The organism is Ramlibacter sp. 2FC (assembly GCF_005503345.1).
Classification (GTDB): Bacteria; Pseudomonadota; Gammaproteobacteria; order Burkholderiales; family Burkholderiaceae_C; genus SCMQ01.
Genome location: NZ_SCMM01000010.1, coordinates 44,028 through 59,320, shown reverse-complemented (window position 1 = coordinate 59,320; position 15,293 = coordinate 44,028). Strand labels below are relative to the sequence as shown.

Sequence of the window (15,293 nt, the reverse complement as noted above, 5' to 3'; positions counted from 1 at the left end):
ATGGGCGCTTCGCTCGAAGGTCAGCTCGTCGTCGCCATTTCCTCGCGCGCGTTGTTCGACTTCGAGGAGGAGAATCGCCTGTTCGACGCCGGCGACGCGCAGGCCTACATGCAGCTGCAGCTCGAGCGGCTCGAGGTGCCGGCCCCGCCCGGCGTGGCCTTCTCGCTGGTGCGCAAGCTGCTGGCCTTTAACGACGGCGCGGCGACACCCCGCGTCGAGGTGGTCATGCTCTCGCGCAACGACCCGGTCTCGGGCATGCGCGTGTTCCGCTCGGCCCGTGCCCATGGCCTGAACTCGATCCAGCGCGGCGTGTTCACCCAGGGCGCCGACCCGTTCCGCTACCTGCGGCCGCTGGGTGCCCACCTGTTCCTTTCTGCCAATGCCGCCGACGTGCGCGAGGCACTGGGCATGGATTTCCCGGCCGCGCAGGTGGCGACGCACGCCGTGCGGGCCAGCGACACCCATCCGAGCGAGGTGCGCATCGCCTTCGACGGCGACGCCGTGCTGTTTTCCGACGAAGCGGAACGCGTGTTCCAGAACGACGGGCTCAGCGCATTCCAGGCGCACGAAGCCGAGAAGGCCCACCTGCCCTTGCCGCCCGGCCCCTTCAAGCCCTTTCTGGCCGCCCTGCACCGCCTGCAGCAACAGGGCACGCCCGCCATGCGCATACGCACGGCCCTGGTCACGGCGCGCAGCGCGCCGGCGCACGAGCGCGCGATCCGCACCCTGATGGACTGGCACATCGAGGTCGACGAGGCCATGTTCCTCGGCGGCCTGCCCAAGGGCGAGTTCCTGCGCGAGTTCGAGCCCGACTTCTTCTTCGACGACCAGACCGGCCACATCGAGTCGGCCGCGCGCCATGTGCCGGCCGGCCATGTGGCCAGCGGCGTGCGCAACAGCGGCTAGGCCGATGGGCTTGCCGGGCTCGCGGCCCGCGCCAGCCAGTCGGCCAGCTCCTGAGCCGCCAGCGGCCGGCTGAAATGCCAGCCCTGTGCCCCGTCGCAGCCTTGCTGGCGCAGGTAGTCGGCCACGGCCTGGGTCTCGACGCCCTCGGCGATGGCCGCGCATTGCATGGCGTGCGCGATGTGGATGATCTGCGGCACCAGCAGGCTCGCGCCAGGATGCGGCGCGAGATCGCGCACGAAGCTCTGGTCGATCTTGATCTTGTCCAGGGGCAGGCGGCGCAGGTAGCTCAGCGAGGAGTAGCCGGTGCCGAAATCGTCGAGCGAGACCGTCACGCCCAGCGCGCGCAGCTCATTGAGCGCGTCCACCGTGTCCTCGATGCGGCGCATGACGACGCTCTCGGTGATCTCGAGCTCCAGGTGCCGCGGCGGCAGCCCGGTCTCGGCCAGGATGCGCGACACCAGGCCGACCACGTCGCCCTGCCAGAAATGCCGCGCCGACAGGTTCACCGCGACGCGCTCCAGCGCCAGTCCATCGCGCCGCCAGGCCAGCATCTGGGTGCAGGCCGTGCGCAGGGCCCATTCGGTCACGGGCGCGATCAGGCCGGTCTCCTCGGCCAGCGGGATGAAGCGCGCCGGCGACACCACGCCGAGCTCGGGGTGGCGCCAGCGCGCCAGCGCCTCGGCGCCGCGCACCCGCCCGGTGACCAGGTCGACCTGGGGCTGGTAGTGCAGCTCGAGCTCGCCGCCGCTGAGCAAGGCCTTGCGCAGCGCCTGCTCGAGCCGCACCTTCTCGTGCACCTCGGCACTCATCTGCCGCGCATAGAGCTGCACGCCGTTGCCGCCCTCGGCCTTGGCGCGGTGCATGGCCGCATGCGCGTGCTGCAGCAGGGGTTCAGCGCCGTCGCCGTCGCCGGGGTAGATGGCGGCCCCCAGGCTGGCCGTGATGTGCAGCTCGTGCCCGTCGACGGACAGGGGACGCGTCAGCGCCGTGTAGGCCTTGGCCATCGCGGTCAGAGCCCCGTCCGGCCGCTTGAGATCGTCGGCCAGGATCGCGAACTCGTCGCCGCCGAGCCGGGCCACGGTGTCGCCGCCGCGCATGGTCTCGCGCAGCCGCTGCCCCACCGCGACCAGCAGGCGGTCGCCCACGGCATGGCCGAAGCTGTCGTTGATCTGTTTGAGCCGGTCGAGGTTGACCACGGCCACGGCCAGGGTGCGCTGGTTGTGGCCCACATGGGCCAGCGCCTGCTCGATGCGGTCGATCAGCAGGCGCCGGTTCGGCAGGCCGGTCAGCGCATCGCGCGTGGCCAGGTACTCGACCTGCTGCTCGTAGGCCTTGCGCTCCGTGACGTCCGCCGCGACCCCGTCGATGCGCCGGACTTGGCCCCCGGCGTCGCGCACCAGGCGCAGACGCGAGTCCAGCCAGCGGATCTCGCCGTCGGGACGCACGATGCGGTATTCGCGCTGCACGGCGTCGACCCCCGGGTCCTCGCAGAACAAGGCCGCCGCCAGCGCGCGGTCCTCCGAATGCACCATCTCCAGCCAAAGCTCCGGCCGCCGGTAGAAATCCTCGGGCGGCCGGCCCAGGATGCGCTGAGCAGCCGGGTTGAGGTAACGCAACTTCCTGCCCGGCAGAGACAGCGACCAGATCAGGTTGTCGATCGAGGACAGGATGCCGCGCAGCTTGGCCTCGCTGTCCGCCAGCGCCTGCTCGGCACGCCTGTGGTCCTCGCGCGCACGCAGGGCCTCGATGCCGAACGCCAGGTCGGAAGCCGTTTCCTCGAGCAGGGCCACCTCCTCGGCGTCGAAGGCGTCCGGCTCGGCAGCCACGATGGTCAGCACGCCCCAGACGGACTGGTCCGGGCCACGCAGCGGCACGGCCAGCACCGAGCCATGACCACGCCGCAGCGCCTGCTCGCGCCAGGGACCGAAATTCGGGTCGGCGGCGACGTTGCGCACCAAGCGGGTCTGTCCGGTGCGTATGGCCGTGCCGGTCGGTCCCAGGCCGTGCTCGGACCCGTCCCAGCGCATCGCCGGCCAAGCCTCGTCCAGCAGGTCTTCGCCCGCCTGGGCCAGCACCTTCACCGTCCTGGCTTCGTCGTGCAATGCCTCGCCGACGCGCGCCTGCAAATAGCCGCCCGTTTCGACCACGGCATCGCAGATCGCCTGCGGCAGCCTTGCCCTGTCCTGCGCATGGGTCACGACGCCGTTGACGCGGTGCAGCACCCGCAGCGCGCGGTTGCTGCGCCGCAGCTCGGCCTGGGCATCGAGCAACAGCACCTCGCGGCGCTGCAGCTCGTCGGCCATCGTGTCGAAGGCGCGCCCGAGCTGCCCGAGCTCGCCGCCGTCACGCAGCCGGGCGCGCGCGCCGAGGTCGCCGGCGCCCAGGCGCCGCGCCATCTCGCTCAGCCGCTCGACCGGGCGCAAGACCAGCCGGCGGCTGACCCACCAGCCCAGCACGAGCATCAGCGCCGTGGCCAGGCCCAGCAGCGCCAGGTCGCGCACGCGGATGCGCCAGGCCTCGGCCAGGGCGGCCTGGGCCGGCATGTCGACATGCACGTAGGCATAGACGCCGCCCTCGCCGGCACCATCGACCTGCGCGAGGCCCACGATATGGGGCACGCCACCGGGCCCACGCCAGGTCAGGACTCCATCCCGCCGCAAGGCCCTCAGCGCATGAAAGGCCTCGAGGTCCGGCAGGGGCCTGCCGGCCCCATCGGCCCCCGGGGGCTGGCGCGCCAGCATGGTGCCGTGGCCGTCCACCAGCGTGGCCACCGCGCCCTTGGGCAGCGCCAGCTCGGACATCGGGCCACCGAATTCGCCCAGGTCCAGACCGACGGCCAAGACCGCCTGCACCGTCCCATCGTCGTCGACCACCGGGTGGGCCAGCGCAAAATTGCTCTGGCCCGTGACGCGGCTGACCTGGTAGTCGCCGGTGGCGAAGGCCATGGACTCTATGACCCGGCGGAAATAGGGACGATCGGCGACATTGACCGGCGCCGACAGCGGCTCGCCGCTGCAGCGCACCCGGCCGTCGCGCCGCGCGACGATCATGCTGTTGTACTGCCGGTGCAGCTTCAGCAGGCCCGCCAGCAGCTCGTTGCAGGCCGCGTCCGGCATGCGGCCGCGAACCTCGGGCAGGCGCGCCAGGCTGGCCAGCAGCTGGTGGGCGTGCAAGATCCGCCCCTGGTTGTGCGCCGCGACGATGCGCGCCGACGCAAGCACCCGCTCATGGGCTTCCTGCACCGCCTTGGCATGCCGATCGACACCGCTGTAGACGATGATCGCAAAGGCCGGCGCCACCGACACGAGGATCAGCATCAGCAGCCGGATATGCAGCCGCGACAGGCCGGCGCGCAAGGCCTGGCGCCAGGCCGGCCGGCGGCGCGGGCCAATGGCGGGCGTTGACGGGGCGCCCTCGGGGCGCAGAGGATCTGGGGTGATGGACAGGAAGCGCTCCCCGCCGCGATCTGGCGCGCGGCCGTTGTGATTTTTTGTTACAGATTATACGAGCACCGCAGGACGCGACAAGGCGGCGGCGCGCCCGCCGGGTACGATGCAGCCTCCGCCCCAGAGCCAAGAACCGAGAGCCGCCCGCATGAGCCTGATCCGCAAAATCGCCTCGTTCCACGCCTTCGCCCGCCAGGTCGGCGCCCTGTCCCTGCCCTACTTCCGCTCGAGCGAGAAATGGAAGGCGCGCGGCCTGCTCGCCGCCATCGTGCTGCTGAACCTGGCGGCCGTCTACATGCTGGTGCTGATCAACGACTGGAACCGGCTGTTCTACGACGCGCTGCAGAACAAGGACCAGGCCGTGTTCTGGACCCAGCTCGGGCGCTTCACCTACCTGGCCTTCGGCTACATCATCATCGCCGTCTACCGCTTCTACCTGACCCAGCTGCTGGAGATGCGCTGGCGCGCCTGGATGACCGAGCATTACCTGCAGCGCTGGCTGGCCAACCAGGCCTTCTACCGGCTGGAACTGGCGCGCTTCACCGCCAGCGGCGAGGGCCGCTCGCCCGACAACCCCGACCAGCGTATCCAGGAAGACCTGCAGCTGTTCACCAACTACTCGGTGGGCCTGAGCATGGGCCTGCTGAACGCCGCGGTCACGCTGGCCAGCTTCGTCGGCATCCTGTGGGGCCTGTCGGGCAGCTTCGCCTTCAGCGCCGGCGATGCCAGCTACAGCATCCCGGGCTTCATGGTCTGGATGGCGGTGCTCTACTGCCTGGCCGGCAGCGTGATCACGCACTACATCGGCCGACCGCAGATCCCGCTCAACTTCCAGCAGCAGCGCCTGGAGGCCGAGTTCCGCCACCACCTGGTGCGCGTGCGCGAGTACAGCGAGGCCATCGCGCTGGACCGCGGCGAGGCCGTGGAGCGCGCCCAGCTGGGCACGCGCTTTTCCAGCGTGCTGGGCAACTACCTGCGCCTGATCAAGGCACAGAAGAACCTGACCTGGTTCACCGTGGGCTTCGGCCAGGCGGCCGTGGTGTTCCCGTTCATCGTGGCGGCGCCGCGCTTTTTCAGCGGGGCGATCCAGCTCGGCGAGCTGATGCAGATCGCCTCGGCCTTCGGCCGGGTACAGGACTCGCTGTCCTGGTTCGTCGACAACTACAGCAGCCTGGCGGCCTGGCGCGCCACCACCGACCGCCTGACCAGCTTCGAGGCCAGCATGGCGCGGCCCGCCCCCACCTTCCCAGTCACCCAGCTGCGCCCGACGCCCAGCCCGGCCGGCACCCTGGAGGCCGAGAGCCTGACGCTGTCGCTGCCCGGCGGCGCGGTGCTGCTGGACCAGGCCCGGCTGCAGGCCGCGCCCGGCGACAGCGTGCTGCTGCAAGGCCCCTCGGGCAGCGGCAAGTCCACGCTGTTCCGCGCCCTGGCCGGCATCTGGCCTTACGCGCGCGGCGCCGTGAGCGTGCCGGCCAACGCCATGTTCATCCCGCAGCGGCCTTATTTCCCGCACGGGCGGCTGCGCGACGCTCTGGCCTACCCCGAGCCCGCCGGCCACTACAGCGACGCCCAGCTGCGCGAGGCGCTGCAGCAGGCCCTGCTGCCGCAGCTGGCGGTGCGCCTGGACGAGGAGGACAACTGGAGCCAGAAGCTCAGCGGCGGCGAGCAGCAGCGCCTGGCCATCGCGCGTGTGCTGCTCAAGCAGCCGGCATGGATCTTTGCCGACGAGGCCACCAGCGCGCTCGACGAGGCGGCCGAACGCCAGCTCTACCAGCGCCTGGCCGATCAGGTGCGGCGCGCCGGCGGCGCCCTGGTCTCGATCGCGCACCGGCCCACGGTCGCGGCATTCCACGGCCGGCGCTGGAACCTGGCCCCGCAGCCCGAAGGCGCGGGTGCGCGCTACCGGTTGGAGACGGGCACGGTGTAGCGGGGATTCAGGGCGAGGGCACGCCGGCCTCCAGCCAGCGCTGGTGGCCGCGCGCGCGCAGCTCGCAGGCCGGGCACTGGCCGCAGCCATAGCCCCAGGGGTGGCGCTGCTGGCGCTCGCCCAGGTAGCAGGTGTGGCTGTGCTCGACGATCAGCTCGACCAGGGCCTGGCCGCCCAGATCGTAGGCCAGCTGCCAGGTCGCGGCCTTGTCTATCCACATCAGCGGGGTCTCGATCAGGAAGCGCCGGTCCATGCCCAGCGAGAGCGCCAGCTGCATGGCCTTCATGGTGTCGTCGCGGCAGTCGGGGTAGCCCGAGAAGTCGGTCTCGCAGACCCCGGTCACGATGACCTGCAGGCCGCGCCGGTAGGCCAGGGCCGCGGCCAGCGTGAGGAACAGCAGATTGCGCCCCGGCACGAAGGTGTTGGGCAGGCCCGAACTCTCCATCTGGAACGCCATGTCGCGCGTCAGCGAGGTCTCGCTGACCTGGCCCAGCACCGCCAGGTCCAGCAGGTGGTCCTCGCCGAGCTTGGCCTCCCAGGCCGGAAACTCGCGCCGCATCTCGGACAGCACGGCCAGGCGGGCCTGCAGTTCCACGCTGTGGCGCTGGCGGTAGTCGAAGGCCACGGTCTCTACGCGCTGGTACTTCGTGAGCGCATGGGCCAGGCAGGTGGTCGAATCCTGGCCGCCGGAAAACAGGACGAGGGCGGTGCTGTGCATGGGCCGATGTTAGGCCATCCTGCGCGCCCGGTCAGCCGCCGCCGAGCACCGACACATAGGCCTCGGGCGCCGGGCGCGCGCGAGCCGGCCGGCGCTCGCGCACCGTGCCGACGCTGATGAAGCACAGCGCCTGCTCCTCGGGCGACAGTCCGAACAGGGAGCGCAGGGCGCGCGAACCCAGGGCCTTGCCGCTGGTCAGCGCCGCGCCGAAGCCCAGGGCATGGGCGGTCAGCAGCATGTTCTGGATCGCGCAGCCGGCCGAGACCAGGCGTTCGCCGGCCTCAATCTCGGGATCGCCGCCCGACAGGCGGCCGATGGCCAGCATCAGCAGCGGCGCGCGGTGCGCCTTCTCGCGCGCCTGGGCCAGTTGCTCGGGCGTGGCCTGGGCGTCGCGCTCCAGCAGCGAGGCGGCGAAGGCCTCGGCCAGGCGCCCGCGCTGGTCCTCGGGCACGATCACGAAGCGCCAGGGCGTGAGCTGGCGGTGGTCGGGCGCGGCCGCCGCGGCCTGCAGAATCATGGCCAGCTGCGCCGCATCCGGGCCCGGAGCCAGCAGGCGCTTGGGCAGCACGGTCTGGCGCGAATGGATCAAGGCCGCCACCCATTCCGCGTGTTCCGCGGCTGCCATGCGGGGCAGGTCCGTGTCAGCCGGCTTGGTCATCGATGCGCGCAGTTCCATGGCCGCCAGCATAGCGCCACCCCAAGCCTTCCCCTCACCCGCAGGTCCCCAGATGCCCGCACTGCGTGCAGTAGTCGCAGCCGTCCTTGCGGATCACGGCATGGGCGCCGCACTCGCTGCATTTCTTGCCGGCCATGACCGGCGGCAGGCCGGCGGGCAGCGGGGCCTCGGCCACCGGCGCCTGGGCGGGTGCGGCCGGGCCGCTGGCGCGGCGCGCGATCAGGTTCTGGATCGCGTAGGCCATGGCCGCGACCTCGGACTCGTGCCACAGCGGCACGCGCGTGCCGTCGGCCTTTTCATAAGTGCCCAGGCGCACAGGGCCGCGGTCCCAGGCCACCTTGCGCATGTCGCTGAGCGCGCGCTCCAGGAAGCCGCCGCGCGCGGCCAGCGAGAGCAGGCGCATGCTGGAGGTGATCCACTGCTGCGACTCGCCGCTCTGGCCCACGGGCATGAAGAACTCGATCGCGCGCTCGCGCGTGCCAGAGCCGTCGGCCGCCGGCACGGGCAGGAAGGAGACCACCAGGTACAGGGTCTTGTGGCCCTCCTGGGTCCAGTACTCGATCTTCTCGGCCACGGCCGACAGGGCGCCCTTGGGCCGGCTCTCTATCACCTGGCGCATCGGGTCCGCGGGCGGGCCCTCGGGCGCCGCCGGGGCCGATGCGGCGGAAGGAGCGGTCCCGGTGTCCAGCACCGCGCCCAGGATGCTGTTGGGCCGGTAGGTCGCCAGGCCCTTGAGGCCGGAGCGCCAGGCCTGCTGGTACAGGCCCTTGAAGTCCTCGTAGGGGTAGTCGGCCGGGATGTTCACGGTCTTGGAGATCGCCGTGTCGACGAAGGGCTGCACCGCCTCCATCATCGCGATGTGGTCGCCGGCCGTCATCGCGAGCGCCGACACGAAGTAATCGGGCAGCGGCTCGGTGCTGCCGCCGAGCTCGCGCCACAGGCGCCAGGCATGGTCCTCGACCTGGTACTCGCTGACGCTGCCGTCGGCCTCGCGCTTCTTGCGCCGGTAGGTCCAGGAGAACGGCGGCTCTATGCCGTTGGAGGCGTTGTCGGCGAAAGCCAGGCTCACGGTGCCGGTGGGCGCGATCGACAGCAGGTGGCTGTTGCGCAGGCCATGGGCACGGATCTGATCCTGCAGTGCCTGCGGCAGGCGGCTGGCGAAGCCGCCCGGTGCGAGATAGGCCGCGGCGTCGAACTTGGGGAAGGCGCCCTTCTCGCGCGCCAGCGCCACCGAGGCCGCGTAAGCCGTGTCGCGCATGCGCTCGGCGATGCGCGCCGCCATGGCGCGCCCGTCCGCCGCGTCGTAGCGCAGGCACAGCATGGCCAGGGCATTGCCCATGCCAGTAAAGCCCACGCCGATGCGGCGCTTGGCCGCCGCCTCTTCGCGCTGCTGCGGCAGCGGCCACCAGGTCAGGTCGAGCACGTTGTCCAGCGCGCGCACCTGCAGCGCGACCGATTTCTCGAAGGCCTCGAAGTCGAAGGCCGGCACGCCGTCGACGCCGAAGGGATGGCGCACGAAGCGCGTGAGGATGATGGGACCGAGGTCGCAGCAGCCGTAGGGAGGCAGGGGCTGCTCCGCACAGGGGTTGGTGGCGGTGATCTGCTCGCAGTAGCGCAGGTTGTTGTCCTCGTTGATGTGGTCGAGGAACAGGATGCCGGGCTCGGCGAAGTCGTAGGCCGAGCGCATCACGGTGTCCCAGAGCTCGCGCGCCGAGACGGTCTGGTAGACCCAGAGGCCGTCGTCGCGCTGGAACGCGCCCTGGTCCAGCAGGGCCGCGCCGGGACGGGCGCGGTGCACCAGCGGCCAGGGCTGGTCGTCCTGCAGGGCCTGCATGAAGGCGTCGGGCACGGCCACCGAGACGTTGAAGTTGTTCCAGCGCCCGGGCTGGCGCTTGGCGGTGATGAAGTCCAGCACGTCGGGGTGGTCCATGCGCAGCACGCCCATCTGGGCGCCGCGCCGCGCGCCCGCGCTCTCCACCGTGGCACAGGACTGGTCGAACACGTTGATGTAGCTGCAGGGGCCGGAGGCCAGCGAGGCCGTGGCCTTGACCTCGGCGCCGCGCGGGCGGATGCGCGAGAAGTCGTAGCCCACGCCGCCGCCGCGCCGCATGGTCTCGGCCGCCTCGCGCAGGGCCTCGTAGATGCCGGGGAAGCCCCCGTCGTCCACGCCCTGGATGCAGTCGCCCACCGGCTGCACGAAGCAGTTGATCAGCGTGGCCTGCAGCTCGGTGCCGGCAGCGCTCATGATGCGGCCCGCGCCTATGGCGCCGGCATGCAGGCTCTCCAGGAACAGCGCCTCGTACCTGGCGCGCAGCGGCTCGGCCTCGACCGAGGCCAGGGCGCGCGCCACGCGGCGGTACAGGTCCTCGACGCCGTTCTCGCCGGGCTTGAGGTATTTCTCGCGCAGCACGTCGAGGCTGATGGGCTGGGTGGCCGTCACGTCCTGTGCGCGGCTGATCGGGTCACGTTTCATGCTGCGGCCTCCATCGCCAGGGCTGCCGGGCGGATACCGCCGAGCAGCCATTGCATCAATTCTTGCACCGACAGTATCCTGTCGCCAAACGGCAGCCGCCCCGCCCCTCTGAAGAACAGGCCCTTGCGCTGGTCGCCGGCCATGGCGTGGCCCAGCTGCTGGTCGATGCAGAACTGGCCCATGGCGGCCTCGCCGTCGCGCAGCCCGCAGCGCGCCAAGCAGTCGAAAGCCATGTTGCAGCGCTCCTTGACATGGGCCACGGCCTTGAGCTTGGGCTCCACGCGCAGGTACTTGTCGAGCCAGGGCGTGCGCACCGCGCGCGCCGGCAGGCCGGCCACGCTGACGAACTCGACCAGGTCCTCGGGCCGCGCCGCGGCCAGCACCTGCTTGAAGGCCGGATCGGCGTCGCATTCCTGGGTCACGGCGAAGGCGGTTCCGAGCTGCACCGCCGAAGCACCGAGCGCCTACAGGCGCAGTATGTCCTCGCGCGAGGCGATGCCGCCCGCCGCGATCAGCGGGATCTCGCGCTCCATGCCTGCGCTGCGGAAGAACTGCAGCACCTGCGGAATCGCGACCTCGAAGTCGAAACCAGCGCGTCGACGCCGCAGGCCAGGGCCCGGCGCACATAGGCCGGGTACTCGCTGAGCGCCTTCATCACGTTCACCGCGATCAGGCCTCGGCCCTCGGAGAGCAGGCGCGCGCGCGCTATCTCGCGCGCCAGCGCCTCGAGGTTGGCCGCGTCGATGCGGGCCTTGGCATCGGCCTCCTTGCACAGCGATTCGGTCTCGGCCATCAGGTCGGGATGCAGGCGCCGCAGGTCCACCGAGGAGATGGTGCCCACACCGCCCAGCCTGGCCACCGCGCCGGCCAGGCCGCCGGCCGAGACCGCCACGCCCATGCCGCCCTGCACCACGGGCACCAGGGTGCGGCTCGCCAGGCGCCAGGGGCGCAGGCCGGAGTCGGCGCAAAGGGTTGCGAGCCGCGCGGCCAGCGCCGCCGCGTCCGCGCCGCCGGCAGGGGCCGGCTCAGTCGGAGAGGATTTGTCCATCGTGTTCCAGATCAGGTGGGGGCCGCTGCGCAAGCCTATCGAAACGCGCCCCTGGCCGCCTTGCCATGGATCAACGCGGCGGCCTGCGCGCTCATTGCACCAGGGGCGAATCAACCCCTTCCAGCGCGACGCCCTCGATCCGCGCCTGGCCGATCACGAACTGCGACTTGTTGGCCTCGTAGTAGCGGCGGTATTCGGACTCGGTCGGCTCGGGCGCGGCCACGGCCTGATCGAGCATCTGCTCGATCACCTGCTGCTGCGCCGGCGTCAGCTCGGGCGCGCGCAGTGACGGACCGGCTCCGCCTCGTGCGCGACGATGGGAATCACCCGCGTGCGCGCATCGGCCCGGAGGTTGCCGCAGGCGCAGGCGCCGGCCAGCAGGCTGGCGCCGATACGGATCAGCTTGGTGGACAGGGAGGCGGATTTCAGCATGGCCCAAGGGTAACCGCTCCGCCGGGCCATCACCACCCGCGCCCCCGCCAAGACTCGGGTTTACCCTCGGGTGTTTTGTGCACCATTTTGTATACACTCCGTTGCCCCAAAAAGGTGCGCAACGTTCATAAGGTATTGCATATGCTGGGTCTGGTCTTGCTCTACGTGGGCGCGGTGCTGTTCATCAACGGCTTGGCCATGCTGGGCAAGATCGCGACCAAGGAGGCCGCGGTGATGAACCTGTTCGCCGGCGGCGTCTCGCTGTTCGCCAGCCTGCACCAGGCCGCCAGCGGCCATGAGCCCCTGATCCGCGCTGCGGCCTTCGGTCTGCTGTTCTCCTTCACCTACCTCTGGGTGGCCTATGCCCACCTGACCGGCCAGGACGGGCGCGGCCTGGGCTGGTTCAGCCTGTTCGTGGCCGTCACCGCCGCCCTGGTGGCGCGCGACGCCTTCGCCACGGCGAGCAGCCTGACCGACCTCTGGCTCGCCGCCTGCTGGGCCGCCTGGACCCTGCTGTGGCTGTGCTTCTTCGTGATCGGCGCCCTGCGTCGCGTGCACTGGACCCGGCCCGTGGCCTGGCTGGCGATCGCCCAGGCGGTGCTGACGGCCTGGCTGCCGGGCTACCTGCTGCTCAGCGGCTACCTGCAGGCCTGACTTCGACCCTACACGGCGCCGCGCGTGTTGACGTAGAGCGCGTAGACCGACTGGCTGGCCGCCATGAACAACCGGTTGCGCCGGGGGCCGCCGAAGCAGAGGTTGGCGCAGCGCTCGGGCAGTTGGATGCGGCCTATGGCCTGGCCCTGGGGCGAAAACACCATCACGCCGTCCAGCTCGGGACTGCCCATGCCCCAGCCGCACCAGAGGTTGCCGTCCTCGTCGCAGCGCAGGCCGTCGGGCGTGCCCGGACCGGCCTCGATCAGCACGCGCTTATGGGTCAGCCGGCGGCCGCCCTCGACGTCGAAGGCCAGGATGTGGCGCGGCTTGGAGCGGCTCTCGACCACGTAGAGGCTCTTCTCGTCGGGCGAGAAGGCCAAGCCGTTGGGCGAGGCGATGTCGGCGCAGGCGACTTCGGTGACGCCGGTTGTCGGGTCGTGGCGGTACAGATGCGTCGGCAATTCCGCCGGGGCGCGGTGGCCCTCGTAGTCGCCCGAGATGCCGAAGGCCGGGTCGCTGAACCAGACCGCGCCATCCGAGGCCACGACCAGGTCGTTGGGCGAGTTCAGGCGCTTGCCCTCGAAGCGGTCGACCAGCACCGTGATGGCGCCGTCGTACTCGGTGCGCGTGACGCGCCGCCCGCCATGCTCGCAGCTGAGCAGCCGGCCCTGGCGGTCGCGCGCGTGGCCGTTGGCGAAATTGGACGGCTTGCGGAACACGCTCACGGCGCCGGTCTCCTCGTCCCAGCGCATGACACGGTCGTTCGGGATGTCGCTCCACAGCAGGAAGCGCCCGTCGCCGAACCAGACCGGTCCCTCGGCCCAGCGCATGCCGGTGGCCAGGCGCTCCACGGCGGCGGAGACCAGCCGGTAGCGCTCGAAGTCGGGGTGCAGGACCTGAACGGCCGGGTCGGGGTAGCGGGGGCTGGGTTGCCAGGACGAGTGTTGCTGCATGGTCTTGATTGGAAACAGGAGACCGGCGGCCGCCCGGCGTCGGCGACACGGGCGGCTCATCAGGAGAACGACGAATGATAGGCGCGGCAGCCAGGGCATAACCGCAGGGGCTCGCAGCAGGTCGCAAAGCCGTCGCCGGAACGATAATCGGACCTGACCACCAAGGACACGCGAAACCGGGCACCGAGGAGGCTTCCGATGGCTGAGAACGGAACAAGAAAGCCTGTTTCCCTGGCCCTGCAGGGCGGCGGCATGCACGGCGCCTTCACCTGGGGCGTGCTCGACCGCCTGCTCGAGCAGGACAGCGGGCTGGAGATCGAGGGCGTGAGCGCGACCAGCGCCGGCGCCATGAACGCGGCCGTGCTGGCCCAAGGCCTGCGGCAGGGCGGCCCGCCGCAGGCGCGCCAGGCGCTGCACGACTTCTGGCGCGCCATCGCGCACTCGGTCGAGAGCTACACCCCCTTCCACCAGGTGCCTTGGATGACCGGCCACCACAGCTTCTGGCTGGACCATTCTCCGCTGCACGCCATGGCCGACATCGTGCTGCGCATCTTCTCGCCCTACCAGTTCAACCCGTACAACCGCAACCCGCTGCGCGAGATCCTGCTCGCGCATGTGGACTTCGACGCGCTGCGCCAGGGCTGCCCGATCCAGCTGTTCCTTTGCGCGACCAATGTAGAGACCGGCAAGATACGCCTGTTCTCGAGCCAGGACATCTGCGTGGAGGCGGTGCTGGCCTCGGCCTGCCTGCCCACGCTGTTCCAGGCAGTGGAGATCGAGGGCGAGCATTACTGGGACGGCGGCTATGTCGGCAACCCGGCGATCTTCCCCCTGATCTACCACTGCCGCACCAGCGACGTGGTGATCGTCCACATCAACCCCATCGTGCGCCGCGGCGTGCCGACCACGGCGGCCGACATCCTCAACCGCGTCAACGAGGTGAGCTTCAACTCCTCGCTGATGCGCGAGATGCGCGCGATCGCCTTCGTCACCTCGCTGATCCAGCGCGGCAAGGTCGAGCGCGGCGAGATGAAGGAGATGTGGATCCACTCGATCCGCTCCGACGAGACCATGGCCGCCCTCGGCGTGTCGACCAAGTACAACGCCGACTGGCATTTCCTCTGCGAGCTGCGCGACAAGGGGCGGGCCGCGACCGAGGCCTGGCTGCGCGACAACTACGCGCACATCGGCCAGCGCTCGAGCATAGACATCGACAAGGAGTTTCTCTGAGCGCCCTCAGAACTCGATGAGCTGGCCGTCCTCGAGCGCCCTGGCCCGGTCGGCGCCCAGGGCGGCGGCGACTTCAGCGAGCGTCAGCGCCCGGTCGCCGGGCTTGAGGTGGGTGATGAAGATCTCCGCGGGAACGCGCAGCTTGCCCAGTTCCTCGGCCAGCAGGCTGGGGCACAGGTGGCTGGCGGCCACGGCGATCGCCTTGTCGCGCTCGCAGAAGGCGGTCTCTATGAGCAGGTAGCGCAGGTTGGCGATGGCGTTGACCTGGTCCCACAGGGCATCGTTGGGGCCGGTGTCGCCGGTGAACACCAGGCTGGCGGCGCCGCTGTCGAGCCAGTAGCCCACGGCGGGCACCCCGTGCTCGACCGCCAGCGCGGTGATCCGGCGTGCGCCCAGCGTGACGGTCTCGCCCGGGACGATCACGCGCCAGCGCAGGTAGGGCGCCTCGGGCCGCGGCAGCCGCGCGAAGTCGGGCCAGATGTTGTCGTTGAACACATGGGCGCGCAGGGCCGCGATCACCGGCGCGATCGCGTGGACGGTCAACGGCGCCTGGCGCTGCGGTCCGACGCTGTCGGCCAGCAGCGGCAGGCTGCACACATGGTCCAGATGGGCGTGGGTGACGAAGACATGGTCGATGCGCCGCATCGCGTCCAGTGCCAGGTCGCCGACACCGGTGCCCGCGTCGATCAGCACATCCTCGTCGAGCAGCAGGGCGCTGGTGCGCAAGCCCGCGCCTATGCCGCCGCTGCACCCCAGCACTCGGACTTTCATTCGGGACCTCCTGATGGTCGCGGGCCCTGGACCCTGGCTGCAAGTATCGTGGCCGCCGC

General features: G+C 70.7%; 14 protein-coding genes. 4 read left to right on the top strand and 10 right to left on the bottom strand.

Going from position 1 to position 15,293, the window contains the following annotated elements; all coding sequences use genetic code 11:
- On the top strand, nucleotides 1-906 hold the full coding sequence (locus FFS10_RS06665; RefSeq protein WP_137892834.1) for a 5'-nucleotidase: 906 nt from the start codon (nucleotides 1-3) through the stop codon (nucleotides 904-906).
- Here the strand turns inward: FFS10_RS06665 and FFS10_RS06660 are convergent.
- Nucleotides 903-4,262: an EAL domain-containing protein gene (locus FFS10_RS06660; protein WP_137892832.1), complete on the bottom strand. Its 3,360-nt coding sequence runs from the start codon at nucleotides 4,260-4,262 to the stop codon at nucleotides 903-905. The genes FFS10_RS06665 and FFS10_RS06660 overlap by 4 nt on opposite strands.
- Nucleotides 4,263-4,500: 238 nt before the next feature.
- On the opposite strand from FFS10_RS06660, the gene FFS10_RS06655 reads away from it, so the two are divergent.
- Nucleotides 4,501-6,279 (top strand): ABC transporter ATP-binding protein/permease, encoded by a 1,779-nt coding sequence (locus FFS10_RS06655; protein WP_137892830.1) that lies wholly within the window; start codon nucleotides 4,501-4,503, stop codon nucleotides 6,277-6,279.
- 7 nt (nucleotides 6,280-6,286) lie between these two features.
- Here the strand turns inward: FFS10_RS06655 and queC are convergent, their stop codons facing one another.
- From queC to FFS10_RS22930, 7 genes are all read right to left on the bottom strand, one after another.
- The gene (gene queC, locus FFS10_RS06650; protein WP_137892828.1) at nucleotides 6,287-6,997 is read right to left on the bottom strand and encodes a 7-cyano-7-deazaguanine synthase QueC; all 711 of its coding nucleotides are present in this window, start codon (nucleotides 6,995-6,997) and stop codon (nucleotides 6,287-6,289) included.
- A 31-nt stretch (nucleotides 6,998-7,028) separates the two neighbouring features.
- On the bottom strand, nucleotides 7,029-7,673 hold the full coding sequence (locus FFS10_RS06645) for a nitroreductase family protein (protein ID WP_502702676.1): 645 nt from the start codon (nucleotides 7,671-7,673) through the stop codon (nucleotides 7,029-7,031).
- 34 nt (nucleotides 7,674-7,707) lie between these two features.
- The gene (locus tag FFS10_RS06640) at nucleotides 7,708-10,146 is read right to left on the bottom strand and encodes an adenosylcobalamin-dependent ribonucleoside-diphosphate reductase (protein ID WP_137892824.1); all 2,439 of its coding nucleotides are present in this window, start codon (nucleotides 10,144-10,146) and stop codon (nucleotides 7,708-7,710) included.
- Nucleotides 10,143-10,592 (bottom strand): nitronate monooxygenase, encoded by a 450-nt coding sequence (locus FFS10_RS23770; protein WP_349654578.1) that lies wholly within the window; start codon nucleotides 10,590-10,592, stop codon nucleotides 10,143-10,145. The genes FFS10_RS06640 and FFS10_RS23770 overlap by 4 nt, the downstream gene beginning before the upstream one ends.
- 65 nt (nucleotides 10,593-10,657) lie before the next feature.
- Nucleotides 10,658-11,194 (bottom strand): nitronate monooxygenase family protein, encoded by a 537-nt coding sequence (locus tag FFS10_RS23765; RefSeq protein WP_349654577.1) that lies wholly within the window; start codon nucleotides 11,192-11,194, stop codon nucleotides 10,658-10,660.
- 91 nt (nucleotides 11,195-11,285) lie between these two features.
- Nucleotides 11,286-11,444 carry a hypothetical protein gene (locus tag FFS10_RS22935; protein WP_171016090.1) on the bottom strand — a complete coding sequence of 53 codons (159 nt, stop codon included), beginning with the start codon at nucleotides 11,442-11,444 and terminating at the stop codon, nucleotides 11,286-11,288.
- Between the two features lie 17 nt (nucleotides 11,445-11,461).
- Nucleotides 11,462-11,626 (bottom strand): hypothetical protein, encoded by a 165-nt coding sequence (locus FFS10_RS22930; protein ID WP_171016084.1) that lies wholly within the window; start codon nucleotides 11,624-11,626, stop codon nucleotides 11,462-11,464.
- Between the two features lie 141 nt (nucleotides 11,627-11,767).
- Here FFS10_RS22930 and FFS10_RS06630 point away from each other — a divergent pair, with 141 nt between their 5' ends.
- The gene (locus FFS10_RS06630) at nucleotides 11,768-12,280 is read left to right on the top strand and encodes an AmiS/UreI family transporter (protein ID WP_137892822.1); all 513 of its coding nucleotides are present in this window, start codon (nucleotides 11,768-11,770) and stop codon (nucleotides 12,278-12,280) included.
- Nucleotides 12,281-12,288: 8 nt separating this feature from the next.
- Here the strand turns inward: FFS10_RS06630 and FFS10_RS06625 are convergent, their stop codons facing one another.
- A complete protein-coding gene (locus tag FFS10_RS06625; RefSeq protein ID WP_137892820.1) occupies nucleotides 12,289-13,233 on the bottom strand; it encodes an SMP-30/gluconolactonase/LRE family protein in 945 nt (314 codons plus the stop codon).
- 198 nt (nucleotides 13,234-13,431) lie between these two features.
- Between FFS10_RS06625 and FFS10_RS06620 the strand changes: the two genes are divergently transcribed.
- The gene (locus FFS10_RS06620; RefSeq protein WP_137892818.1) at nucleotides 13,432-14,463 is read left to right on the top strand and encodes a patatin-like phospholipase family protein; all 1,032 of its coding nucleotides are present in this window, start codon (nucleotides 13,432-13,434) and stop codon (nucleotides 14,461-14,463) included.
- Between the two features lie 6 nt (nucleotides 14,464-14,469).
- Here the strand turns inward: FFS10_RS06620 and FFS10_RS06615 are convergent, their stop codons facing one another.
- The gene (locus FFS10_RS06615; RefSeq protein ID WP_137892816.1) at nucleotides 14,470-15,234 is read right to left on the bottom strand and encodes a 3',5'-cyclic-nucleotide phosphodiesterase; all 765 of its coding nucleotides are present in this window, start codon (nucleotides 15,232-15,234) and stop codon (nucleotides 14,470-14,472) included.
- Between the last annotated feature and the right edge of the window lie 59 nt (nucleotides 15,235-15,293).